Consider the following 23,447-nt stretch of genomic DNA (forward strand, 5'->3'; position numbering starts at 1 on the left):
GATCGTCTTACGGCCGGGACCCTCTCCACCGGTCGGGTGACCGCTAGGCTAGCCCTCCCTGGTCTCCCCACCTGGAGAAACGCCCATGTCCGACAGCGTCTTCGCGCAGTTCACCGCCGACGACGACCAGCTCGCAGTCGGGCTGCTCGTGCAGCCGGCGATCAACGCCGCCCTGGTGCACAACCGGGTGCCGTTGGTGCGTCACCTCACGCTCGTCAACCGTGGGGCGGTGCCGCTGACCGACGTGACGCTGACGCTGGAACTGCGAGGCCCGGACGGCGCGCTGACCGAGCCGTGGACGCGTACCCTCGCTGCGCCGTTGCGGCCCGGGGCCAGCACAAGCTGGGACGACTTCCGGGACTTCACGCCCGATCGCGTGCTGCTGTACCGCACCGACGAGGCGTTCCCGGTCGACTACACCCTCCGGGTGCAAGCGCAGGAGGACGCACTGCGGCTGGTCGCCCCGTCAAGGGTGCTGGCGCACAACGAGTGGTTCAACAGCCCCGCCCTCTACGACAGCCTGGCGGCCTTCGTGCAGCCGAACACCCGGGCGGTGGAGGCGGTCCTGCGGGCTGCCGCCCAGCTCCTGCTCGCGCGGACCGGCTCCGGCTCCCTGCAGGGCTACCAGGAGGGTTCCGAGCGAGCGGCGCTGATCGCCGGTGCCGTGTACGAGGCGCTGCGCCAACTCGAGATCACCTACCAGACCCTGCCGGCGTCCTTCGAGAACACCGGCCAGAAGGTTCGCACGACCGCGGCGGTTCTAGACGGGCGGCTCGGCAACTGCCTCGACCTGTCCGTCACGTACGCCGCGTGTCTGGAGGCGGCGGGGCTGCACCCGCTCATCTTCATCAGCGAAGGGCACGCCTTCGGTGGCTTCCTGCTGGAGGAGGAGCGGCTGGGTTCGGCCGCGGTGACCGAGACCAACCTGCTGATCTCGATGGTGGACTCCGGCCGGGCGGTGCCGGTCGAGCTGACCCGCATCGGGCCGGGCGCACAGTCGGCGACCTTCACCGAGGCGGTACGGGTCGGGCTCGGCCACTTCCGCGGCGACGGCGAGCGCGTGCAGGGCGTCGTCGACGTCCACCTGGCCCATCGCTCGGGGATCCGCCCGCTGCCGTCGGCCGACGAACTGGTCACCAGGCCGCTGGTCACGGAAGCGACCGCCGACGCAGGAGCGTCCCTCGACCTTCCGCCCGGCGTCGCCGCGGCGAAGCTGCGCCAGCTCGTCGACGAGGGTGACGAGGTGCCGCAGCAGTCCGACGGGTCGCCGGCGCGCGTCCAGCAGTGGAAGAAGTCGCTGCTCGACCTGAGCCTGCGCAACCCGCTGCTCAACCTGCCCAAGCGTGGCCGCGGCCTGGACCTGCACGTACCGGCGGGTGCGCTGGCCCTGCTCGACGACCTCATCCACGACGGCCGTCAGGTGCAGGTCATCCCACAGGACGACATCAGCCACGTCCACGAGCTGGCCGGGGCGCGTCGGGCGCAGGACCTCGACGCCGAGATCCTGACCCGGGAGCTGCGCACCGACCGGCGGGTCTACGGGGCGGTCACCGACGCCCGCTACAAGACGGCGATGCGGGCGCTGCAGCGCGAGGCGCGCACGATGGAGCAGGAGACCGGCAGCAACTACCTCTACCTGACCATCGGCACCCTCGTGCACACGAAGGCGACCGGGGGAGAGGCGTACGCGCCGCTGTTCCTCCTCCCGGTGCGCGTCGAGGGTGGCACCGGCCGCCGCCCGTACGCGATGGTCATCGACGGCACCGAGGTCGCCAGCCCGAACTACTGCCTGATCGAGTGGCTGCGCGTCAAGCACAGCGTCCGGATTCCGGAGCTGGAACAGCCGGTCCTCGACGAGCACGGCATCGACATCGCCAAGACCCTGGCCGCGATCAACACGGGGTTGCTCGACAATCGGCTCAACTACCGCATCGACGAGACCGCCAGCCTTCGACTGCTGCAGTTCTCCACCTTCCAGATGTGGCGGGACCTCACCGACCACTGGCCCCGGTTCATGGAGAACCCGGTCGTCCGGCACCTGGTCGAGTCCTCCGGCGCCACGTTCGACGATCCGGCTCGTCCCGACGACGCCGAGGTCATGGTCGACGAGGCGGACCTGCACCTGCCCATCCCTGCCGACGGGTCGCAGATGCAGGCCATCGTGCGGGCCGAGCGGGGCCACTCGTTCGTCCTGGAGGGCCCGCCGGGCACCGGTAAGTCCCAGACGATCACCAACATGATCGCCCGGGCGGTCAGCGCGGGCCGGTCGGTGCTGTTTGTCGCCGAGAAGCAGGCCGCGCTGGAGGTGGTGAAGCGCCGCCTCAAGCAGATCGGCCTCGGCCCGTTCGCCCTGGACCTGCACGGGCGCAAGCAGTCCCTCAACGCGATCCGCCAGCAGCTGCGTGACGCGCTCGACCAGTACGACCAGGGCGGCGACGGCACCTGGACGGCAGTCGAGACGGCCTACCGGACGCGGCTCGCCCCGCTGACGGAGTACCCGGCCCAGGTCCACACCGCCAACCCTGTCGGGATGTCGCTCTGGTCGGCCTACGAGCAGGTCCTGGCGTACGGGGAAGGCCCCGTCGCCCCCATTCCGGTGAGCTACCTGCACGCGCCCGCCGAGGCACGCGCGCAGGTCGAGACGACCCTGCGGGAGTTCCCGGCTGCCGCGCGCTCGGCGCGGATCCGGGCCGCGCACCCCTGGGCGCTCAGCGGCTGCCGCACCCTCGACGGGCTGCACGGCGCCGCCGTAACCGAGATCGCCGCCGAGCTCGAACGCCTCCGCGCCGACCTCGCCGCTCACCCGCACCTGGTCGGGCTGCTGCGGACGCTGCCCGCCCCGGAGACCGTGAGCGAGCTGCAGGCGGGCGCCTGGCTCGCCGTACGCGGACTGCTGCCGGACCGGCAGACCACCCTGCACGCCAGCGACCGACGGTGGGACGAGGCGGTGGCCCGGCTCCAGGCGGACCTGGCGGCCTTCCGGCAGGGCTTCGCCGGTGAGCTGGCCACCTTCCGGCCGGACGTGTTCGCCCGCCCGGAGCTGACCGCCTGGCACGGCGAGGCCCAGGAGGCGGCGAAGAAGCTGCTCGGCAAACGTAAGCGTCGCCAGGCCATCGTGGATCGGCTGGCGGTGCACCTGGTTGCCGGTGCGACGCTCGACGTGGAGCGGGTGGAGGTGGCCACCGGTCGGCTGGTGGCCGCCCAGGCGCAGGCGGCGTCCCTCTACCAGCATGTGGTCGCAGTGGGCGGGCTGCGGCTGTCGCAGTGGCAGCCCACGGATCCCAACGCGCACGAGCGGCTGACCGAAGCGATCGAGGCGACCCGGGTCGGCCGGACCCTCCTGGCCCGGCACCCGCAGGCCTGGGAGCTGTTCCACAGCGGGTTCACCGACGTCGGTGCGGCTCTTCTCGACCGGGTCGCCTCGCGGTGGCGGGCCTGGCGCGGGGTGCTGCGCTCGTCCGGGCCGGAGCTGACACTGTGGGCCGCCGGTGCACACTGGGTCGACGCCTGGCAGCGGGACGGCGCGGCGTGGCTGATCGAGCTGCAGGCCGAGGAGCTGTTCCCGCTGCGCCGGTGGGCGACCGTCCTGACCCACGCCGACGTGCTTGCCTCGGCCGGCCTCACCGAGTACCGGGACCAACTGCTCCGCGCCGAGGTGCCCGCGCAGCTCGCCGAGGAGGTCTACCGGCGGGGAGTCGCGGCGGCGTCCCTCGCCGAGCGGGTACGCGCGGGCGGCCTGCAGTACTTCGACCCGGAGCTGCACGATGACGAGATCAGGCAGTTCGAGGCGGCCGCCGGCGAGCTGCGGTCCGCGCTACCGACGCAGCTGCCGTCGGTGCTTGTCCGTCGTCGCCCCTTCAGCCCGACCGACCGGCGCGGCCGCTTCGCGGACTTCGCCGCTGAGCTTCGCCGCAAGCGGGGCGGCAGGTCCTTCCGGGAGTTGTTCGGGCAGTACCCAGACGCCGTGCTGGCGCTGACCCCGTGCGTGCTGGTCAGTCCCGCGTCGGCGGCGAACTTCCTGGCACCGGGGAGCCAGCGCTTCGACCTGGTGATCTTCGACGAGGCGTCGCAGATCCGCGTGGCCGAGGCGATCGGCGCGATGGGTCGCGGCAGCGCCGTCGTGGTGGTCGGCGACTCCCGGCAGATGCCGCCGAGCAGCATCATGCAGGCCAGCCACACGGCCGACGAGGCCGACGAGGGCAACGGCCCGGTGCCGGAGGACCTGGAGAGCATTCTCAGCGAGGCCGTCGAGTCGGGACTGCCGCAACGATGGCTTTCCTGGCACTACCGCAGCCACGACGAGTCACTCATCGCTTTCTCCAACCGCTACTACTACGACAACAAGCTCTCCAGCCTCCCGTCGCCCGGTGCCACCAGCTCTGCCGGCGTCAGCTGGCGGCGAGTCGACGGCCAGTACGACCGGGGCGGCTCCCGCACCAACGAGGTCGAGGCGCGCGCGATCCTCGCGGATATCACCCGCAGGCTGCACGACCCGGCGAACGCCACCCAGTCCATCGGCGTGGTCACCTTCAACATCCAGCAGCGGGACCTCATCCTCAACCTTCTGGAGGAGAGCAGCGATCCGATCATCCGCGAGCACCTCTCCGGAGCGGTCCCGGAGCCGATCTTCGTCAAGAACCTGGAGAACGTGCAGGGCGACGAGCGGGACGTCGTCCTGTTCTCCCTGGCCTTCTCCACCAACCCGGAGACCGGCCAGCTTCCGCTGAACTTCGGCCCGCTCAGCCAGGCCGGCGGCGAGCGGCGGCTCAACGTGGCCATCACTCGCGCCCGCCGCCAGGTCGTCCTGTACTCCTCCTTCGACCCGTCGGACATCGACCTGTCCCGCACCTCCGCACTGGGCACGCAGCACCTGCGGGCGTACTGCGAAATGGCCGCCGCCGGCGCGGACCGCCTGGGCGACCTGGCCACCGACCGAGCCGAGCGACGCAGCCGGATCCGCGACGAGGTGGCCGCTGCGCTGCGCGAACGCGGCCACGAAATCCGGACCTCACACGGCCTCTCCGACTTCACCGTGGACATCGCCGTACGCAAGCTGGGCTCGCCTCGGTGGCAGGTGGCCGTCATGCTGGACGGCCCGGACTGGAGTGCTCGCCCGACGGTGGCCGACCGGGACTCGGCGCCAACGCTCCTCGGGTCGATCATGGGCTGGCCGGAGGTCGTGCGGTTCTGGCTGCCGGCGTGGATCCACGACCGGTCGGCGCTGCTCGACGAGGTCGACGAAGCGGTCACCCGAGCCGAAGCCCCCGCAGCCGCCGAACCGGAGCCCGGGCAGGCTCAGGCCGCAGCGCCGCACGGGGACGCCGACCTGCCGCAGCCGCGCTCCGCGACAGACGACGAACTGTCGCCGACGCGGCCGATGCTGGCCGCCGAGCTGCCTCCATCGCGCCTCGCCGCGGACGATGAGCCCCTCCTCGGCGCGTCGCCAGCACTCGTCACCGGGCTCGTCGCTGCGTCCGCCCCGCCGGAGGTGACGGCCACGCCAGCGACAGAGAGGGGCACCGTCGCGGTCAGGCCGTTCGTTCCATACCTGCCGACCTTGCTCGGCGACCAGGCCGACCTCGACCTGCTCGCCACCGACCAGCGGGTGCGCAATCTGATGCGGACCGCGCTCCGCGAGATCATCGAGGCGGAGGGGCCCGTCGAGCAGCACCGGCTCGCCCGCCTCGCCCTCGCGCGGTTCGGTTTCCTCCGGACCAGGGAGGACCGGCGTACCGCCGTGCTCGCGCTGGTCGACTCCCGCCGCCTGTACACGCACCCGACCCTGGGCCGGTACGCCTGGCCCGATGGGGCTGACCCGCAGATGTACCGCGCGTACCGGGTCACCCAGGCGAGCAACGATCGGGCGTTCGAGGAGGTGCCGCCCGAGGAGGTGGCCAACGCCTTCGTGCACGTGCTGCAGGAAGTAACGAGTATGGACGAGGAGCGGCTGCTGCGCGCCGGCCTGGAGCGGCTCGGCTACCGTCGGCGCACCGACAAGATCGACAAGCTGCTCCGGTACGGGCTGCACGTCGCCGTGACCAGCGGTCGCCTTCGCTTCGACCAGGAGGGACGCCTGACCCTCGGCTGACGAGCATCACCAGGCGATGGCGACGCGGACCAGCAGCCTGACGGCGGCCACCAGACCCGCCGCTCCCTCGGTGATCGTGGCCAGCGCGTCCGCGCCCTGGGCGAGGCCGCTGATGACCGGCTGCTGCTCGCCCGCCGAAGTCCGATAGGCGGGGCCGGCGCTGCCACGCCCGTTCGTGCCGTCCATCGGAATGTCGAGGATGTCGCCGTAGCGCGCCTTGGTTATTCGCCCGATGGGGATGAGGCAGGGTCACCCCCCGTCCCAGGAGGCTGTCGAGGTACCAGTTCGCTCGGCACCCGAGAGGTGAGGTGTGCGATAACGGCGCATTGAGGTCAGGGCTCGTAACTGGCGGTTCGACGGCGATCGGGCCGGAGAGGAGAATCAGGTGGAATACGAGGATTTCATCAACGCAGTGGCCACGCGGGCGAAGGTGTCGACCGATCAGGCGGCGACACTCACCAGCGCCACGTTGCAGACATTGGCGGATCGGATCAGCGCCGGCCAGGCAGAGGACCTTGCCTACCAGCTTCCCGATGGGCTGGACGATCACCTGCGCAAACAGCCACCGCACAGAAGGCAGGAACAGGCCCAGTCGTTCGGGCTCGATGAGTTCGTGCGGCGGGTGGCGGACCGCCCGACCGTCGACCGTGCGCTCGCCGCTGCCGGGGTCGGCGCGGTGCTCACCACGCTCCGTGAGGCTGTTTCCCGTGACGAGTTCGAGGACGCGGTGGCCCAGCTTCCGAAGGAGTTCCAGCAGGTGATCGAACCGGTGGGTGCCGGTGGCGGGCAGCGCCGCGGGTAGCACGCACGCCGCGACGCACTCCGACTGGTCCGGAAGGAGAACTGGTGAACTACGCCGAGTTTCTCGAAGCGGTGGGGAAGCGGGCGGGAATGCCGGCGGCGGAGGCGGCGAAGTTCGTCGGAGCCACGCTGACGACCTTGTCGGAAGGAGTCAGTGGCGGCGAGGCGCGACACCTGGCCACCCAGGTCCCCGAGGAGTTGCGGGGGTACCTGCACAAGGACGTGGACTTCGCCGAACGACTCGACCTCGTGGAGTTCCTCAATGAGGTAGGGGTCCGCGCGGGAACGGATGACGAACGGCCCGTTGAGGGCGTCCGTGCCGTGTTGACGACCCTGCGCGAGGCGGTGAGCCCCGAAGACCTGGAGAGTCTGGAATCCGAGCTGCCGAAGGACATCCGGCAGCTGCTTCATCCGGTGGCCCGCGGCGTCGGGCCTTGAACCGAGCCACTTCCTGACCTGATCCGGGTACGGTGCGCGGGTGGAGGTTGGATTCGCCCCGCCCGTCTCCGGCTCGTGGGCCACACCGGAAAACATGATCCATGTCGCCCGCCGCGCCGAGCAGCTCGGGTACCACTCGCTCTGGACGTTCCAGCGGCTCCTGGTCCCAGCCGACCTCGGCTGGAGCGAGACCTACCACAGCGTCCAGGATCCGCTGACCACGCTGGCGTTCCTGGCGGCCCACACCACGCGGGTCCGGCTCGGCGTCGCGGTGCTCAACATGCCGTTCATCTCTCCGGTGTTGCTGGCCAAGCAGACCGCGACCCTCGACATCCTCGCCGGCGGACGGCTCGACGTGGGACTGGGCCTCGGCTGGGCGGATGAGGAGTATCAGGCGACGGGGGTGAGCAAGCATCGGCGGGGCCAGCGCGCCGAGGAGTTCCTCGCCGTTCTCCGCGCGCTCTGGCAGGACGACGTCGCCGAGCATCGTGGCGAGTTCTACCAGGTCCCGCCGACGCGCCTGGAGCCGAAACCGGTGCAGCGGCCACACCCGCCGATTCTGCTCGGCGGCCAGGCGCCCGCCGCGCTGCGCCGGGCCGGCCGGCTCGCCGACGGCTGGGTCAGTGGCAGCCAGGCGGACCTGACGGGCATCGGCGAGGCGGTCGCGACCGTCAAGGCCGCCGCTACGGAGGCCGGCCGCGATCCTGGCGCACTGCGATTCGTCTGCCGCGGCGCGGTCCGCGTACGCCCGACGGGCCCGCCCGAGCGCGAGCCGCTGACCGGCACGCTCGAGCAGATCCGATCGGATCTCGGCAGACTCGCCGAAGCCGGCATCACGGAAGTGTTCGTCGACCTCAACTTCGATCCGGAGATCGGCTCACCCCGCGCCGACGCGCAGGCGTCGCTGCGCCGGGCCGACGAGGTGCTCGACGCCCTCGCTCCGACCCGCTGACACCCCCGGACCGGCTCTCACCCGGCCGGGTCGGCTGCCGCGTCCGCCGCGGACCACGCCGACCAGCCGGTCACCGCTACCGCGATGACCGGCCCGGCTGGCGGCCGCTGGGCGTACTGCGGGTACTTGTCGGCCAGGGCCGCGCGGGCCGCGGCCTCCTCCGCGCGGTCCTCCACCAGCCGACCGTGCCCGTCCAGACGGACCCACCACAGCCGCGACCAGTCCTCGTCGTACTCGTCGACCAGCAGGCACGCATGCCCCGTCGCGCGGATGTTCTCCAGCCGGCGTAGCCGCCGGTGGCGCTTGGGCTTCTCGTCCACCGCGTGGTAGACGACATCGTCGAGAAGGACGAAGCACACGGGCACCAGGTGCGGACGCCCATCCGCTCGGACGGTCGTCAGCCGGGCCACCCTGGCCGACCGGACCCGATGCCGGATCTCGTCGACGGGCACAGGCCCGACGGTAACAGCCGACAGCGGCCATGGTGACTCGTTGTGCCGCGGCGTCGTCGAGCCGGTGGGTGTGCCGGCGGCGCACGTGGGTACGCCCTGCCGATCGGAACCGGGGGAGGCGTGATGGCGAGCGAGGCGCCCGACTACTTCCAGCCCGAGGCTGGGCTGGTGTTGACGCACCTGCTGATCGTGCGGGATGTGGACCGTTCACGGGAGTTCTACCAGCGGGTGCTGGGGGCGACGGTGGTGCGGGAACGCCAGCCGGCGATCCTGCGGTTTCACAACAGCTACATCGTGATCAACGACGAGGGTGGTCCGACCGACGACAAGCCGGATGTGCAGGCGCAGGCGCCGCCGGATTCGCGGACGCTCAGCAGCGCGATGAACGTCCGGGTCACTGACGTCCGGGCGGTCTACGAGCAGTGGCGATCACGGGGTGGGGAGTTCCTGACCGAGCCGAAGGACCATGGCGTCGAGATCCGGTGCTACCTGCGTGATCCGGACGGCTACCTGATCGAGCTCGGCCAGGGCACCGGGATCCTCGCCGAGATGGGTCGGGCAGCCACTGCCTGAGCCTGACGACAGGCGCCGCCGGCACCCCTGGTCAGGGCATACCCGGTGCCGAGACGCACGAGCCAGGCGAGGACCCGCCGGCCGGAGTGGTCGCGGAAGCGGCTCACAATCCGGTGCAGGCGGACCTGCGCCGCGCCTGGCAGCGGCTCAATTGGCCCCGCTGAACCCGCCGGGCAGGTACCCCCGCTAGCGAGCCGGACGGTAGCTGGTGCTCGAGTGCCGCAACCGGCTGGTCGCCGGCCAGGGCTTCGAGTCGATGGCGGTTGAGGCCGGCATCTGGCGAGTTCGCCTTGACGACCTGCTCCACCGACCTGACCTGGTAGAGCCACTGAGCCATTCCGCGCAAGCGTTTGACTACCGAACGCTGTGATGTGGTGCGGGCGCGGTCGAAGTTGAGCATGACGAGCGCTGCGGCGACGATCCTCCCGATCCGCCACGGATCCAGGCCGGGGTACCTTCCAGAAACCACCGCAAGACCAGTATCGCCGGGTCACGACAGGACAGCGAGCGGGTATCGCCGGGAGTGCCCCGACGAGCCTGTTCCCCAGCCAGCAACCCAGCCAGGAACTCCACGCTCTCCTCGCGTACCGGCAGCACCGCTGTGTATGTGACACTCATCGTCGACGCAGAACCCTTATGAAGTTGATCTGTGAGAGGACCACCTTCATACCGGGGTTTTGCGTCTTTTTGTTGCACCACAAAGATCCGGCGTGTCACCACGCCCCACCTCGGCAGAGCATCCAACGTCACGCACCGTTACGCGCAATGGCTTAGTACCTGCCACGCGGTGATCTCTCCAGCCTCCGGTTACGCCTCCGCGACCAACGCCGTGATGGCGGCCGTGTCATCGCTGGACAGCTCGATCTCCCCCGCGGCGAGGTTGTCCTTGAGGTGCCCGACGCTCGTGGTACCCGGAATGGGTAAACTCACCGGCGAGCGGTGCAGGTGCCAGGCCAGCGCTACCTGCCGCGGCGTAACCCCATGGCGCGATGCGATCGGTTCGGCCACCGCCATGACCCCGGCCGTGTCCGGCCCCTCGGTTAGCGTCACCGGGTGCCAGGGCGAGAAGGCCATGCCGGCCTCTTCGGCGGCCCTCAGCAGGTCGGCGCCGGTGCGAACCGCGACGTTGTAGTGCGCCGTGACGGCTGCGACGTCCACAATGGACTGGGCGGTGCGCAACTGGTCGAGCGTCACATTGGACAGTCCGATGTGCCGGATGAGTCCCTCCTGACGCAGCGCGGCGAGCGTGGCGACCTGCTCCTCGAAGGGCACGTCCGTGGCCCGGCCGCTGTGCAGGTAGTAAAGGTCCAGCCGGTCGACCCCGAGCCGCCGGGCACTGAGGTGGGCGCTCTGCCGCAGGTAGTTCGGGTTGCCCACCGCGCCAAGCGTGGAGTAATCGTACCCGCCACGGACGAACCCCCCTTTGGTGGCGATCACCAAGCCGTCCGGGTAGGGGTACAGCGCCTCGCGGATGAGCAACTCGTTGGTGTGCGGACCGTAGACGTCCGCGGTGTCGATGAAGTTGACCCCGGCGTCGACGACGGCGCGCAGCAGGGCGATCGCGCCGTCACGGTCAGGGTACTCGCCCCACACCTGCTTGCCCGTCAACTGCATCGCGCCGAAGCCAATCCGGCCGACGACGAGGTCGCCACCGATGGTGATGATGCTCGACATGGTGCCCCCATTCCTCGTCAGCCGGGCGCGATCACCACGCTCTACCGCAACCTTTCCACGCGTGCCTCTTCGGCGGGGTGCGTTTACCCGCCGGACATCCGCTCAGCCGATGCAGCCTCGGCAACCTGGGCCACGAAGGCGACGCCGACACCATCACCGTGGCCTTCAAGAAACCCCAGGGCGCCACCCTGACCGCCATACAGCAGCAGTTCAACAAAGCCCACAACGGCATGCGCGCCATCGGCGAACGCGGAAACGCCCTGCTGGAGATGACGTTCAAGGCCCTACCCAACGTCAGCCACGACCCGTGGCGCATCGGCCGAATCATCGCCGCAGCCCCGGTGCTCCTCCACGTCGACCACGCCCGCACCACATGGTCACAATCAGTGATCAATACCTTGCTCGGAATGGCTCACTGGCAGGCTCATCCGGGATACGGCCGACGCCACGCGCGCGCCAGCGCCGCCTTGATTCTGAGCAGGCGCGTCCTACGGATCGACGCTGCAAGCCAGATCGGTGGTCGATCTGCGTCCCATGTGTCCTACGGCGAGATTCGTACCTCTACCGAGCTGATGAACCATCGAAAGTCGGACGTGCTGTCAATGGACACGTCGTTTGTGCCGCTGATGTCGAACGAACGCGTCCCAGCGCACACGACGACGGACTGACCTGCCGGCACCGGCCCTGCGCTGAACAGTTGCGCGAAGTAGTGGGCACCGCGGGTCAACTTCTCCTGCAGGAAGCTCTCGTCATCGTCGGTCTCCTCGTGGAAGACCGACATCTCGGCATACGAGGGCTCGGCCACGTTGGGATGCAGGACGTCGAGCATCAGGAAGTTCCGCTGGCCGGTGCTGGAGTTCGACCAGCCCCATTCGTCCTCTGTTTCCAGGCGGTGCGTCGCCTCGACGCACTGCGCGTCGATGAGGACCTCGACCAGGCCGGTGGTGGGCGGCACGAAGCCGAACGCTATCGAGCTGAACGCGTCGCCGGACGCGTAGTCGAAGTCGCCTGCGTCGCTGTTGTCCATTGTGATCGAGATGCCGACGTCGCCGACCGACGGGTTGAGCGTGTGGATGCGATCAACGACGAAGTTGTCGTTGTGCACCGGGGTGAAGCCGAAGTTGAACCCGAAGAACGGCGGCCGGAACACTTCCCACCGGTGCGGGTCCTGGCTGTCGTCGGGTTCGAAGACTCCCCAGGGGAGCGCGTGATCGTGGAACGGAGACAGGCTCAACCACTTGTCGAGGTTGCTCGAGAGGTGGAATCCGGTGCTGATGTTGTCGTCGACCGTGAAGACGTCGGTTATTGAATCGTGGTAGTCCGTCGCTATTGCGGCAATGGCCTCGCGCCTCACGTCTCGACTTCGCAGGAATGCGTCGGCCTTATGTTTCCTGGTTTTGTTGAGTTTCGCGTAGGGCGACTCCAACCCTCCGGGCGGCTGAAGCAGGTCACGGAAAGTCAACCGTTCCTGCTGCATCAGCTTCCTCAAGTCTGCCCAGTTGTCGTCTCCCAGCAGACGCTGCAGCCGCTGGCCTGCCTGAGCCGACAGCTTCGCGGCTTTGCTACTGCGCTTTTTGGTGACCGCCTGGAGGCGCCGCTCACGCTCCTGCGCTGCCCTGTCCGCCGATCGCTGGGCTTCCACGGGAAACTGGCGAAAATTGCGAATTGTTTTACAGGTACTGGCCACCTGAACCACCCCACTAAACCTTGTCTACATGCTGCTTCACATCTCTCTGACTGGCCATACGGGTGCTGCTATGTTTGCAACGCCACATGTGCCGCCAAATAGCATTAATCGGGCTATTGCCGCCGCCGCACTCGACGAGCCGGTCGGCAGACGCCCGCGAGGTCGTTGAGCCAGACCCGTGGCCGGTTGCGCCGGGCCAAGGGCGGGTGAATGTGGGCGTTCTAAAATCCTGGCAGCACCATGCCGCCCGGTCGGCGGGTAGCAAAACCAGTGCAGCGATCGAAGTGTCCGGCCGACGCGTCGACCGCACCTGGGCGAACATGGTGGCCATGGTGTTACCCAGACGCTTGGCGCGGTTCAACCGGGTCGTCACCAACCGCGTGACCGGTCCGCTGGCCGGGCGGCTGCCCGGCTTCGGCGTCATCATCCACCGGGGCCGCCGCTCCGGTCGGGTGTACCGAACGCCGATCAATATCTTCCGGACGTCCGGCGGTTACGTCGCCGCGTTGACCTACGGGGTCACCGACTGGGCGAGAAACGTACTGGCGGCCGGCGGCTGTGAGCTGGAGATCCGCGGCCGGCGAGTGCCCCTCACCGGTCCCCGCCTCGTGCACGACCCCACCCGCCGGGACATGCCGCCGGTCGTCCGCCAGGTCGTCGGGGTGATCGGCGTGACCGACTTCCTCTATCTCGACACCGTGCCCGATGCAGACCACGTCCACTAGGCAGATCTCCGCCGGGCTTCCTACTGGTGCGGGCCAGCACCCATGCGTGCGCGACCCGGCTCAACGTCGATCCATGGGGTTCGGGTTGGGTGTCACGGGCCGGCGGCCAACAGCCGGCTGATCTCTCCGGCGGCCGGATGCTCCGGAGCGATGGTCAGGAAGCGTCGCAGGGTGCGCGCCGCCTCGGCGGACCGGCTGTCGCGCTGCGCCAGCCCGAGCACGAGCAGGCCGTCCGGGGAGTCTGGGGAGCGGGTCAGCACCTCCCGCGCCGACTGCTCCGCGCCGGCGTCGTCGCCGGCCCGCAGCAGCGCGAAGGCGAGCCGCAGCTGGATCGCATCGTCGGGGCGGTCCCGCAGGGCCTCCCGGTACATCCGCGCTGCGGCGTCGTAGCGGGCCTGCCCCTCGAGGTCGCGGGCCAGCTGCACGGCGACCGTCACGGGATCGGCCGGTTCCGGATCGTGGCCCGGCCGGTCCAGGCGGCTGGCGGCCACCGTGACCGACGCGACGAGGCTCACCATTCCCACCGACACCGCGCGCCACGCCCGGCGCGCGGCCCGACCGGTGGGCGCCGCCCGCACCGCCGTGGCCCGCGCGGACGGGGTCGGGCGGGGACGCAACGTGCGCAGGGCCGCGTAGCCGCCGGCCAGCAAGGTCAGCGCGGGTACGGCCCAGAGCAGCAGCTCCGCCCGGCGGGTCGGCGGGTCGGTCAGCACCTCCGGGCCGTAGCGCTGGACGAACCAGCGGCGGATCTCGTCGCGGTCCCGCCCCTGGACCAGCTGGTCCGCCACCACCTGCCGCATGGCCGCCGCGATCGGCGACCGGGAGTCCGCCACCGACTCACCCTGGCAGGCCGGGCAGCGTAGACCCACTGCCACGGCGCGTACGGGGTCCTCCCGACCGGTGCCGCCGGTCGACCGGACCAGCCCCGCGCCCGCTGCGGCGATCAGCGCCGTGAGGACCAGTGCCCCAACGGCCGCGCGCCACCTCATCGGGCCAGCAACGGCGCCACCCGCTGCTCAAGCCACTGCCGGGTGACCACACCCTGCTGCCGGTCGACGATCCGGCCGTCGCGGTCCACCACGAACGTCTCCGGCACTGCCCGGACGCCCCAGTCGACCGCCCGGGTGCCCTCCGGATCTGGCAGCACGGTCAACTCCCGTGTGCCGGTCTCGTCAAGTAGCGCCCGGACCGCCTCGGCGCCGTCCCGGACGTTCAGCCCCACCAGCCGCAGCCCACGGGGCGACCACTGCCGTTCCGTCTCGAGCAGTAGCGGCAGCTCGTCCCGGCACGGGCCGCACCAGGAGGCGAACACGTTGACCAGCAGCACGTGGCCACGGGCTTCGGTCAGGTCGAACCGGCCACCATCCAGGGTGGCGCCCGTGAGCGCCGGGGCCGGCGCGGGGGTGACGCCGTTGGCGGCGCCGGCGTCGAGCGGCGTCGACGGTGACCGCAGGCCGAGGGCGACCACGGTGCCAACGGCGACGATGAGCACCAGCACCAGCGCCGGACCAGGTCGCAGCAGGCGGCGGGCGGTCATCACCGGGCCCCGGCGGCGACCGGGTCAGGCGACGCCGCGACGACGTCCGGGCGTCGCGGACGGGCGGTGCGGATCGCCGCCAGGAGTCCCCCCGCGGCCGTCAGCGTGCCGCCGGCCCAGAGCAGCCCGACGAGCGGGTTCACCGCGAGCCGTACGGTCGCGCTGCCGCTGTCCGGGGCGACCGCGATCAGGGTGACGTACGTGTCTCGCAGCAGTCCGGTCTGGATCGCCGGCACCGTGACAGCGGTGTCCCGGGCGGGGTTGTAGCGTAGGGCGGGCCGGACCGTTCGTTCCCCGCCGCCCGCCTCGGTGAGCCGGAGCCGCGCCCGTACGGTCATACCCCCGCTGGCGCCGCTGCGGTCCACGCCGACCAGGCGCACGGACACGTCGCCCACCCGCAGCGCCTCCCCAGTGTGGATGGTTCGCTCCGTGTCGCGGCCGTACGCGGAGGATCCCGCGACACCCACCGCAACCAGGGCGATCCCGGCGTGCGCGACCAGTCCGGCAGCCCTGCCCGGTCTCTGGTTCCGGCCCGAGCGCGGGCGCCGGTCGGCCAGCTCTGCGGCCACGCCGGTGAGCACGAACGCCGCCGCTCCGAACGCGGTGAGCGCGGGCAGACCGGGCCGGCTGAGCAGCCCCACCACGGCGACGGTGGCGAGCGCCACAGCGCCGGGTAGGGCGAGTCGCCGCAGCGCCTGCGTCCGGTCGCGGACCCGCAGGGCCGGCGTCACGCCCAACATCAGCAGCACCGCGATCGCCAGCGGCACCGCCGTCCGCTGGTAGTAGCCGGGTCCGACCGAGGTGCGCACCCCGCCGAGCGGTTCGGAGAGCAGCGGGAAGATCGTGCCGATCAGCACCACCGCCGCGATCGTCACCAGAAGCACGCCGTTGACCAGCACGGCCGTCGTGCGGGACAGCAGCGGTGTGCTCCTGCCGTGGGCGGGTTCGGGATCGCGCCATCCGGTCAGGACCGTCGACACGACGACCGTCAGCAGCACGAAGCCGAGTAGCATCGGCCCCAACGGTGAGTCGGTGAAGGCGTGCACGCTGGCCACCGCGCCGGACCGGGTAAGGAACGTGCCGAGCAGCACCAGCACGAAGCTCGCGGATGCCAGGGCCAGGTTCCAGCCGGCCCGGCCGGCGGCGCGGCCCAGGGTGGCGTGCAGGAAGGCGGTGGCGGTCAGCCAGGGCAGCAGCGACGCGTTCTCCACCGGGTCCCACGCCCAGTAGCCGCCCCAGCCCAGCACCGCGTACGACCACCAGGCCCCGAGCCCGATGCCGGCGGTCAGCGCCGCCCACGCCGCCAGGGCCCAGGGTCGGGCGGCCCGTACCCAGCTCCGCCCCTGCTGGCCGGCCAGTGGTGCGGCGATCGCGAAGGCGAACGGCACGACCAGGCCGATGTAGCCGGCGTAGAGCAGGGGAGGGTGCACGCCCATCGCCGGGTGCTGCTGCAGCAGCGGGTTCGGCCCCGGGCCGTCGGCGGGTACCGGGTTCACCTCGCGGAACGGGTTCGCGGCGAAGGTGGACAGCGCGAAGAAGAACATGGTCACCGTGCTGACGACCACCATCGCGTAGGCGTGCAGCCGGGGCGGGTGCCGGCGGTGGGCCAGCAGTGCGGCGTACCCGGCGAGGATCAGCAGCCAGAGCAGCAGCGACCCGTCCAGGGCGGACCAGAGGCTCGTCAGCGTGTAGTACAACGGCACCTGGCGTCCGCCGTTCTCGGCCACGAAGCGGACGCTGAAGTCGTGCCGGAGCAGGGCCGCCTCCAGCAGCGCGCAGGCGACGGCGGCGGTTGCCAGGGTCGCGGCGGTCCCCAGGCGGGCCGCTCGGGTGGGCGTGGCGAACAGGGCCGCCCGCAGCCAGAGCAGGGCGGTCAGGGTGGCGCAGAGCAGACCGATCGTGAGGCTGGCGGTGCCGAGGTCAGCGAGCATCGACCGACCCTGGCGGGGCGGTGGACGGGCGGTATTCGTTGCCGTGCCGGACCACGACGTGGTCGGAGCGGAATACCCTGTCCGGCGACAGGGTGCCCTCCACGATCGCCCCCTCGCCCTCCCGGAACGTCTCCGGTGGGACGCCGCGCTGCTCGACGGTTATCTCGTGACCGTCCTCGGCGAGGCGGAACACCACGAGGTCGCCGGTGCGCCGCAGCGACCCGGGCACCACGTCGCCGCCGAGGCGTACCCGTTCCGAGGTCGCGTCCGGATCGCCGAGCACCTCGCCCGGAGTGCGGTAATAGGTCAGGGTCTCCCGGAGCGCGCTGGTGACCAGCAGCGCGCCGGCGGCGAGGAGCACGGCGACGACGGCGGTCCGGCCCCCGCGGCGACGGATCATCCGACACGGACCGGGACGCGGTCGGGGGCCGTGTCGGGGGTCAGCCGGCGTTCCAGCCGGACCACCCGGTACAGCAGGACGCAGAGCGCGGCGAGCGTCGCGGCGGCGACGGCGAGCAGCAGGGCGGCGCCCATCCTGGGGTCGATGGGCGGGCGCTGCGGGGCGAGCACGGTCGCCTGCTGGTGCAGCGACCGCCACCAGACGACGGAGAAGTGCACCACCGGGACGAGCAGGAAGCTGGCCATCCCGACGACCGCGGCGGGCCGCGCCACCCGGTGGTCGCCTCCGTCTCGCGCGCCGGTCCGCTCTGCCAGCGAGCGGCGCAGGGCCAGGTAGCCGGCGTACGCGAGCAGCAGCAGGACGGTGCTGACCAGCCGGGGGTCCCACGCCCACCAGGCACCCCAGACCAGCTTCCCCCACAGTGACCCGGTGGCGATCGCGAAGGCGGTCAGGGCCGCGCCGATCTCGGCGCCCGCCCGCGCGAACCGGTCCCAGCGAAGGTCGCCCCCGATCAGGTACGCGCCGCTGGCGGTCAGCACGACGGCGAACGCGGCGTAGGCAACCCAGGCCGCGGGGACGTGGAGGTACATCAGTCGCTGCGCCTGGCCCTGCACCTCGTCGGGGGGTGCCAGCCATCCGCCGGCCACCGTCGCCGCCGCGGTGAGCCCGCCGGCGAGCCAGGCCATGGTCCGGCGGCCGGCGGCCGCTCTGCCGGTGTCCGCGACAAGGTCCACGGTGGAGGCTCGCATGATCTCCCTGTCCGCGCCCCCGGGGCGCTTGCGGATCGAGTTGCGGTATCACCATAAATCGGTCCAGTCGCACTCGTCGGGTTATCAGCCGCAAACAGGGATGAACGGGGTTCGGAAGGGCCTAGTGTCGCTCTCGGTGGACACGACAGCAGGGATGACCATGAGCGCCGCCCGACCCGCCGGGCGGCGCCGGCAACCGCGCCCGCTCCCGGTGCTGGCGGCCCTGTGCGGCCTGGCCCTGCTCGCCGGATGCGGTGGTGACCCGCCGTCCGTCCTCAACCCCGCCGGCACGGGCGCCGCCCGGGTCGCCAACCTGTGGTGGCTGCTCTTCTGGATCTCGCTGGCGGTGGTCGCCGAGGTCATGGCGCTGCTGATCTGGGCGCTGGTGTTCCGGCGGGGCAACGTCCGGGTGCGCCACGGGCAGCCGCTGCGCTTCGTCGCGATCGCCGGAGCCGGGCTGCCGTTCGTCATTCTCGTCGCCGTCTACGGGGTGGGGCTGCGGGACCTCGCCGCGCTCGCCGTCGATCCCGACCCCGACGCCCCGACGGTGGAGGTGACCGGCCACAAGTGGTGGTGGGAGGTGCGCTATCCGGGGGCGTCCGGGGCGACCGCGAACGAGATCCACATTCCGGTGGGGGAGCGGGTGAAGGTCCGGCTGCGCACGGACGACGTGCTGCACAGCTTCTGGGTGCCGCAGCTCATGCCGAAGACGGACCTGATCGCCGGTGAGACCCGCGAGACCTGGTTGCGGGCGGAGCGGGCCGGCCGCTACCGCGGCCAGTGCGCTGAGTACTGCGGCACCCAGCACGCCCACATGGCCTTCCTGGTCGTGGCGGAACCCCGCACCGACTTCGACGCGTGGCTGACCCGCCTGAACGCCCCGGCCCGTCAGCCGCGCACGGAGGCCGAGCGCCGCGGCCAGCAGGCGTTCGTGCAGGGCACCTGCGCCGCCTGCCACGCGGTACGGGGCACCGGCGCCCAGGGCCAGGTGGGGCCCGACCTGTCGAACGTGGGCTCCCGATGGAGCCTCGGCGCCGGGGCGGTACCGAATGATGCCGGACACCTCGGCGGCTGGATCGTCAACTCCCAGACGGTCAAGCCCGGCAACGCGATGCCCCCACAGCCGGTCGGCGCGGCCGCGCTGCCCGACCTGATCACGTACCTGCGGTCGCTGGATTAGGTCGGGGAGGGGAACTATGGTCACGACCAGCACGCCGCCCGGCGTCAGCCGGGTGGACCTGGCCCGGCTGACGGAACACTGGGCGGAGTCGCGCTCGCTACGCGGCTGGTTCAGCACGGTCGACCACAAGAGGATCGGCCGGCGCTACCTGGTCACCGCCGGGGTCTTCTTCGTCCTCGCCGGACTCAGCGCCCTGGCCATGCGCACCCAGCTCGCCCGACCCGAGGCGGGACTGCTGTCGCCCGAGGAGTACAACCAGCTCTTCACCATGCACGGCACGGCGATGATCTTCCTGTTCGCCACACCGATGCTCTTCGGCTTCGGGAACTACCTCGTACCCCTGATGATCGGCGCCCGGGACATGGCGTTCCCGAGACTGAACGCCTTCGGCTACTGGGTCTTCCTGTTCGCCGGCCTGTTCATGTGGGCGAGCCTGCCCTTCGGCGCCGCCCCCAACAACGGCTGGTTCGCGTACGCGCCGCTGAGCTCCGAGCAGCACAACCCCGGCCTGCACATGGACGTCTACGCCCTCGGTCTGCTCTTCCTCGGCATATCCACGACGGCCGCCTCGATCAACTTCATCGTCACCGCGCTCAAGCTGCGCGCACCGGGAATGTCGCTCAACCGGGTACCGCTGTTCGTCTGGGCGATCGTCGCTACCGCGTTCATGGTGATCTTCGCGCTGCCGGCGCTGAACCTCGACAACGCGATGCTGTTCCTCGACCGCCGGTTCGACACCCACTTCTTCGACCCGTCGGCCGGCGGAAACGTCCTGCTCTGGCAGCACCTGTTCTGGATCTTCGGACATCCCGACGTGTACATCATCGTCATGCCGGGGCTGGGCATCGTTTCGGCGGTGCTACCCGCCTTCACCCGGCGGGGCGTGGTCGGCTATCCGCTGATCGTGCTGTCCATCGTCGCGATCGCGATCATCTCGTTCGGGGTCTGGGTGCACCACATGTTCGCCACCGGGCTGCCGCAACTGTCGTACAGCTTCTTCAGCGCGGCCAGCACGATCATCACCATTCCGTCCGGGCTGCAGATCTTCGCCTGGCTGGCCACCATGCTGCTCGGCCGGCTGGTCATCCGGGTGCCGCTCCTGTTCGTCGTCGGCTTCATCGTGACCTTCGTGCTCGGCGGCGTCACCGGCACGATGTTCGCCCTGACCGCGTTCGACCAGCAGGTCACCGACACCTACTTCGTGGTGGCGCACTTCCACTACGTGCTGATCGGCGGCGCGGTCTTCCCGATGCTCGCCGGCATCTACTACTGGCTGCCCAAGATCACCGGGCGGATGTACCACGAAGGGCTGGGGCGCTGGGCGTTCTGGCTGGTCTTCGCGGGCATGCACATCACCTTCTTCCCCATGCACCTCTACGGTCTGTTTGGGATGCCCCGCCGGGTCTACACCTACGCCAGCGAGCCGGGCTGGGGCGGATGGAACCTGGTCAGCACCATCGGCTCCTACGTGCTCGCTCTCGGACTGCTGCTCGTGCTCGTCGGCGTGGTGCACGCCGTCCGCCGGGGTCGGCCCGCCCCGCCGGACCCCTGGCGCGCCGACACCCTGGAATGGGCCACCACGTCACCGCCCGAGCCGTACAACTTCCCCGTCCTGCCTCGGGTGCACAGCCTGCACCCGGTGTGGGACGAACGGACCGCCGAGTCGACCGGCGAGGGGGCGACCGTGGACCGCATCCTCAGCGAGGGACGCAACACACTGCTCACCAGCGAACTGGACGCCCGCGTCGAACGCCCGGTGCCGATGCCGGAGTCAACGCTCAAGCCCCTCATGCTCGCCGCCGCGTTGCTGGTCCTCTTCGCCGCTCTGCTCGTCGCCTGGTACCCGGTGGCGGCCGTCGCCGCGGTGGTGGTGGCCGCGACGATCGCGGTCTGGCTCTGGCCAGCTGGACCGAGCCGGACGAGCGGAGTGGCGACACCATGACGGATCGGGGCGGGATCATGGCGGCCACCGGCGCCGAGGCGCTGAGCACCGAGCTGCCAGCCGGCCGATCGACCGGCTGGTGGGGCATGGTGATGTTCGTGGCCACCGAGGCCACCCTCTTCGCCTGCCTGCTCGGCAGCTACTTCTACCTCCGCTTCCAGTACGGCCCCCAGTGGCCGCCGGGCGCCATCGGGGCCCCGGAACTGCTCAAGCCGTTGATCATGACCGCCGTGCTGCTGCCCAGCAGCCTGCCCATGGTGTGGGCCGAACACGGCAGCCGGCACGGCCGGCGGTGGCAGCTGCGGTGCGGCCTGGGCGCCACCATGGTGCTCGGGCTGACCTTCCTGACCCTGCAGGCCACCGAGTACGCCGAGAAGCTCCGGCACTTCACCCTGACCACCGACGTGTACGGGTCGCTGTTCTACCTGATCACCGGTTTCCACGGGCTGCACGTCCTGGTCGGCCTGACCATGATCGGCTGGCTGCTCGCCGCCGCCCTGAGCGGCGCCACCATCGACGCCCACCGGCGCGAGCGGGTCCGCAACACCGCCATCTACTGGCACTTCGTCGACGCGGTGTGGGTCGCCATCCTGTTCACCATCTACCTCTCCCCACGACTATGACCACCACACCACCCGGGCCACGGGCCCGTCTGACCGGCGGGGTGCTGCTCTGGTACGGCGTCCTCGGCGGCGGCGTCGCTTGGGCCGTACACGTGCTCGCCGCCTGGGGCCTCGACGAACTCGCCTGCGCCGCCGGCTCCGACCGCGTCCTCGCCATGCCGCTCGGGCGGGTCGTCGGGCTCGCGGTGATCGTCCCGGCCCTGGTCACCGCGGGCTCGCTGGCGGTCGCCGCCCTGGCGTGGCGACGCACCGCCCGCGCGCAGGCCACGGGCACCCAGGACCGGGCGTACGGCCGGTCCCGGATGCTCGCCGTGGTGGGCGTCTGGGTCAACCTGCTGTTCCTGACGATCATCGTGCTCGGCGGGGTCGCCGTGCTGGTGCTGCCGCCATGTCAGCTCTGAGCGTCCACCAGGCACACGGGCCCGGCCAGAGCCCGCCGGCCGAGAGCCTGCTGGCGATGCTCGTCGTCGTCACGGTCTGCCTACTGGCAGCCGGCTACGGGCGGGGCGTCCAGGAGCTGTGGTCGCGCCGCGGCGCGGGGCACGTGATCCCCCGCCGGCGGGTGGCCGCGTTCGGCGCCGGACTGCTGGTGGTGCTCGGCACTGAGCACGGGCCGGCGCACGAGATGGCGGAGTCCTCCTTGGCCGGGCACATGGCTCAGCACATGCTGCTCCTGCTGGTGGCCGGGCCGTTGCTCGCGGCCGGCGCGGCGGGGCTGCCGCTGAGCATGGCCGTGCCGCTCCCGCTGCGCCGGCTGCTCGCCCGCTGCCGGGTGGCGCCGCCGATACGCCGGCTGCGCCACCCGGGCACGTACGCCCTGCTGGCCGGTGGCGGGCAGACCGTCGTGCTCTGGTTCTGGCACCTGCCCGGGCCGTACGCGGCCGCGGTCGACCGTCCCGCTGTGCACGCCACCGAGCATCTGTGCTTCCTGGCCACGGCCTGGCTGTTCTGGGCGCCGGTGCTCGGCTCGCCACGGCACCGCGCCCCCGCCCCGGTGACGGTGCTGCTGCTGGCCGGCACCATGCTGCCCGCCTCGGCCCTCGGCGCCGTGCTCACCTTCGCCCCGCAACCGATCTATCCGCGGCGGGTGTTCGGCGCCGACCCGCTGGCCGACCAGCAACTCGCCGGCCTGTTGATGTGGGCGCCGATGGACCTGGCCGTGCTGGTCGTGGCGCTGACCGTGTTCCTGGGCTGGCTGCTGCGGATGGACCGCGACCGGCCCGACGGCCTGCGCGGGGGGCCGCCACCCGGAGGGGCCCGCCCGATGGCGACCACAGCTGAAGCGGAAGGGATGGTGCCATGATGCTGCCCCGCCGGCTCTGGGCACTCGGTGCGGCCCTCATGATCCTGCCGATGGTCGCGGTTACCGCCTGCGCCTCGACGGCCCCACCGCCACCACCGGGGTCGCGCAACGGACGGCCCGACCGCGGCGCGGAGCTGATCGCCCAGCACGGCTGCGGGTCGTGCCACACCATTCCCGGCATCAACCGCGCCGACGGCCTGGTCGGCCCGCCCCTGACTCGGTTCGGCGCCCGCTCCTACATCGCCGGTCAACTGCCCAACAACGCCGACAACCTCCGGCGCTGGATCGCCGATCCCCAGGCCGTGGAGCCCGGGACCGCCATGCCGAACCTCGGTATCAGTGCCATTGACGCCCAGGACATCGCCGCCTACCTCTACACGCTGGACTGACCG

21 protein-coding genes and 2 pseudogenes are annotated in these 23,447 nt (G+C 71.0%); 13 read left to right on the forward strand and 10 right to left on the reverse strand.

Annotated features, from left to right (window positions below; genetic code table 11):
* Nucleotides 1-85 precede the first annotated feature (85 nt).
* Nucleotides 86-6,088 (forward strand): DUF4011 domain-containing protein, encoded by a 6,003-nt coding sequence (locus tag AB0K07_RS12610; protein WP_363754023.1) that lies wholly within the window; start codon nucleotides 86-88, stop codon nucleotides 6,086-6,088.
* A 6-nt stretch (nucleotides 6,089-6,094) separates the two neighbouring features.
* Here the strand turns inward: AB0K07_RS12610 and AB0K07_RS12615 are convergent, their stop codons facing one another.
* A complete protein-coding gene (locus AB0K07_RS12615; RefSeq protein WP_363754026.1) occupies nucleotides 6,095-6,274 on the reverse strand; it encodes a hypothetical protein in 180 nt (59 codons plus the stop codon).
* Nucleotides 6,275-6,473: 199 nt separating this feature from the next.
* Between AB0K07_RS12615 and AB0K07_RS12620 the strand changes: the two genes are divergently transcribed.
* The 3 genes from AB0K07_RS12620 to AB0K07_RS12630 are packed head-to-tail and all read left to right on the forward strand — an operon-like array spanning nucleotide 6,474 to nucleotide 8,279.
* Complete coding sequence (locus AB0K07_RS12620; protein WP_363754029.1) at nucleotides 6,474-6,890, forward strand: DUF2267 domain-containing protein; 417 nt, start codon at nucleotides 6,474-6,476, stop codon at nucleotides 6,888-6,890.
* A gap of 44 nt (nucleotides 6,891-6,934) precedes the next feature.
* Entirely contained in the window at nucleotides 6,935-7,327 is a 393-nt protein-coding gene (locus tag AB0K07_RS12625; protein WP_363754032.1) for a DUF2267 domain-containing protein, read from the forward strand.
* Between the two features lie 40 nt (nucleotides 7,328-7,367).
* Nucleotides 7,368-8,279 (forward strand): TIGR03619 family F420-dependent LLM class oxidoreductase, encoded by a 912-nt coding sequence (locus AB0K07_RS12630; RefSeq protein ID WP_363754035.1) that lies wholly within the window; start codon nucleotides 7,368-7,370, stop codon nucleotides 8,277-8,279.
* A gap of 17 nt (nucleotides 8,280-8,296) precedes the next feature.
* On the opposite strand, the gene AB0K07_RS12635 is transcribed toward AB0K07_RS12630, so the two are convergent.
* Entirely contained in the window at nucleotides 8,297-8,731 is a 435-nt protein-coding gene (locus AB0K07_RS12635; RefSeq protein ID WP_363754038.1) for a TIGR03668 family PPOX class F420-dependent oxidoreductase, read from the reverse strand.
* A gap of 123 nt (nucleotides 8,732-8,854) precedes the next feature.
* Here AB0K07_RS12635 and AB0K07_RS12640 point away from each other — a divergent pair, with 123 nt between their 5' ends.
* Nucleotides 8,855-9,304 carry a VOC family protein gene (locus AB0K07_RS12640; RefSeq protein ID WP_363754040.1) on the forward strand — a complete coding sequence of 150 codons (450 nt, stop codon included), beginning with the start codon at nucleotides 8,855-8,857 and terminating at the stop codon, nucleotides 9,302-9,304.
* Between the two features lie 450 nt (nucleotides 9,305-9,754).
* On the opposite strand, the pseudogene AB0K07_RS12645 reads toward AB0K07_RS12640, so the two are convergent.
* Nucleotides 9,755-9,922, reverse strand: a pseudogene (locus AB0K07_RS12645) (IS5/IS1182 family transposase); the annotation flags it as partial.
* Between the two features lie 189 nt (nucleotides 9,923-10,111).
* Nucleotides 10,112-10,978 carry an aldo/keto reductase gene (locus AB0K07_RS12650; protein ID WP_363754043.1) on the reverse strand — a complete coding sequence of 289 codons (867 nt, stop codon included), beginning with the start codon at nucleotides 10,976-10,978 and terminating at the stop codon, nucleotides 10,112-10,114.
* 113 nt (nucleotides 10,979-11,091) lie between these two features.
* Here AB0K07_RS12650 and AB0K07_RS12655 point away from each other — a divergent pair.
* Nucleotides 11,092-11,352 (forward strand): annotated as a pseudogene (locus AB0K07_RS12655) (transposase family protein); the annotation flags it as partial.
* Nucleotides 11,353-11,519: 167 nt separating this feature from the next.
* On the opposite strand, the gene AB0K07_RS12660 reads toward AB0K07_RS12655, so the two are convergent.
* Complete coding sequence (locus tag AB0K07_RS12660) at nucleotides 11,520-12,674, reverse strand: hypothetical protein (RefSeq protein ID WP_363754045.1); 1,155 nt, start codon at nucleotides 12,672-12,674, stop codon at nucleotides 11,520-11,522.
* A 197-nt stretch (nucleotides 12,675-12,871) separates the two neighbouring features.
* On the opposite strand from AB0K07_RS12660, the gene AB0K07_RS12665 reads away from it, so the two are divergent.
* Nucleotides 12,872-13,390, forward strand: a complete 519-nt coding sequence (locus AB0K07_RS12665) for a nitroreductase/quinone reductase family protein (RefSeq protein WP_363754048.1) — start codon at nucleotides 12,872-12,874, stop codon at nucleotides 13,388-13,390.
* 92 nt (nucleotides 13,391-13,482) lie between these two features.
* On the opposite strand, the gene AB0K07_RS12670 is transcribed toward AB0K07_RS12665, so the two are convergent.
* The 5 genes from AB0K07_RS12670 to ccsA are packed head-to-tail and all read right to left on the reverse strand — an operon-like array spanning nucleotide 13,483 to nucleotide 18,007.
* Complete coding sequence (locus AB0K07_RS12670) at nucleotides 13,483-14,379, reverse strand: cytochrome c-type biogenesis protein CcmH (protein WP_363754051.1); 897 nt, start codon at nucleotides 14,377-14,379, stop codon at nucleotides 13,483-13,485.
* Nucleotides 14,376-14,927 (reverse strand): redoxin family protein, encoded by a 552-nt coding sequence (locus tag AB0K07_RS12675; protein WP_074311246.1) that lies wholly within the window; start codon nucleotides 14,925-14,927, stop codon nucleotides 14,376-14,378. The genes AB0K07_RS12670 and AB0K07_RS12675 overlap by 4 nt, the downstream gene beginning before the upstream one ends.
* A complete protein-coding gene (locus tag AB0K07_RS12680) occupies nucleotides 14,927-16,858 on the reverse strand; it encodes a cytochrome c-type biogenesis CcmF C-terminal domain-containing protein (protein ID WP_363754055.1) in 1,932 nt (643 codons plus the stop codon). Before AB0K07_RS12680 ends, AB0K07_RS12675 begins: the two co-directional genes overlap by 1 nt.
* Nucleotides 16,848-17,258, reverse strand: coding sequence for a cytochrome c maturation protein CcmE (locus tag AB0K07_RS12685; RefSeq protein ID WP_363754058.1), 411 nt, complete (start codon nucleotides 17,256-17,258; stop codon nucleotides 16,848-16,850). The genes AB0K07_RS12680 and AB0K07_RS12685 overlap by 11 nt, the downstream gene beginning before the upstream one ends.
* Nucleotides 17,255-18,007 (reverse strand): cytochrome c biogenesis protein CcsA, encoded by a 753-nt coding sequence (gene ccsA, locus AB0K07_RS12690; RefSeq protein WP_363754061.1) that lies wholly within the window; start codon nucleotides 18,005-18,007, stop codon nucleotides 17,255-17,257. The genes AB0K07_RS12685 and ccsA overlap by 4 nt, the downstream gene beginning before the upstream one ends.
* A 136-nt stretch (nucleotides 18,008-18,143) precedes the next feature.
* On the opposite strand from ccsA, the gene coxB reads away from it, so the two are divergent.
* From coxB to AB0K07_RS12720, 6 genes are read left to right on the forward strand one after another with little or no spacing between them, the layout of a single operon-like run.
* Nucleotides 18,144-19,187 carry a cytochrome c oxidase subunit II gene (gene coxB / locus AB0K07_RS12695; protein ID WP_363754064.1) on the forward strand — a complete coding sequence of 348 codons (1,044 nt, stop codon included), beginning with the start codon at nucleotides 18,144-18,146 and terminating at the stop codon, nucleotides 19,185-19,187.
* 16 nt (nucleotides 19,188-19,203) lie between these two features.
* Entirely contained in the window at nucleotides 19,204-21,129 is a 1,926-nt protein-coding gene (gene ctaD, locus AB0K07_RS12700) for a cytochrome c oxidase subunit I (RefSeq protein ID WP_363754067.1), read from the forward strand.
* On the forward strand, nucleotides 21,126-21,752 hold the full coding sequence (locus tag AB0K07_RS12705; RefSeq protein WP_363754070.1) for a heme-copper oxidase subunit III: 627 nt from the start codon (nucleotides 21,126-21,128) through the stop codon (nucleotides 21,750-21,752). Before ctaD ends, AB0K07_RS12705 begins: the two co-directional genes overlap by 4 nt.
* The gene (locus tag AB0K07_RS12710) at nucleotides 21,749-22,153 is read left to right on the forward strand and encodes a hypothetical protein (RefSeq protein WP_354967398.1); all 405 of its coding nucleotides are present in this window, start codon (nucleotides 21,749-21,751) and stop codon (nucleotides 22,151-22,153) included. Before AB0K07_RS12705 ends, AB0K07_RS12710 begins: the two co-directional genes overlap by 4 nt.
* The gene (locus tag AB0K07_RS12715; RefSeq protein ID WP_363754074.1) at nucleotides 22,141-23,055 is read left to right on the forward strand and encodes a cytochrome c oxidase assembly protein; all 915 of its coding nucleotides are present in this window, start codon (nucleotides 22,141-22,143) and stop codon (nucleotides 23,053-23,055) included. Before AB0K07_RS12710 ends, AB0K07_RS12715 begins: the two co-directional genes overlap by 13 nt.
* On the forward strand, nucleotides 23,052-23,444 hold the full coding sequence (locus tag AB0K07_RS12720) for a c-type cytochrome (protein ID WP_363754077.1): 393 nt from the start codon (nucleotides 23,052-23,054) through the stop codon (nucleotides 23,442-23,444). Before AB0K07_RS12715 ends, AB0K07_RS12720 begins: the two co-directional genes overlap by 4 nt.
* Nucleotides 23,445-23,447: the final 3 nt, after the last annotated feature.

Source organism: Micromonospora sp. NPDC049301 (genome assembly GCF_040678715.1).
Taxonomy (GTDB): Bacteria; Actinomycetota; Actinomycetes; order Mycobacteriales; family Micromonosporaceae; genus Micromonospora.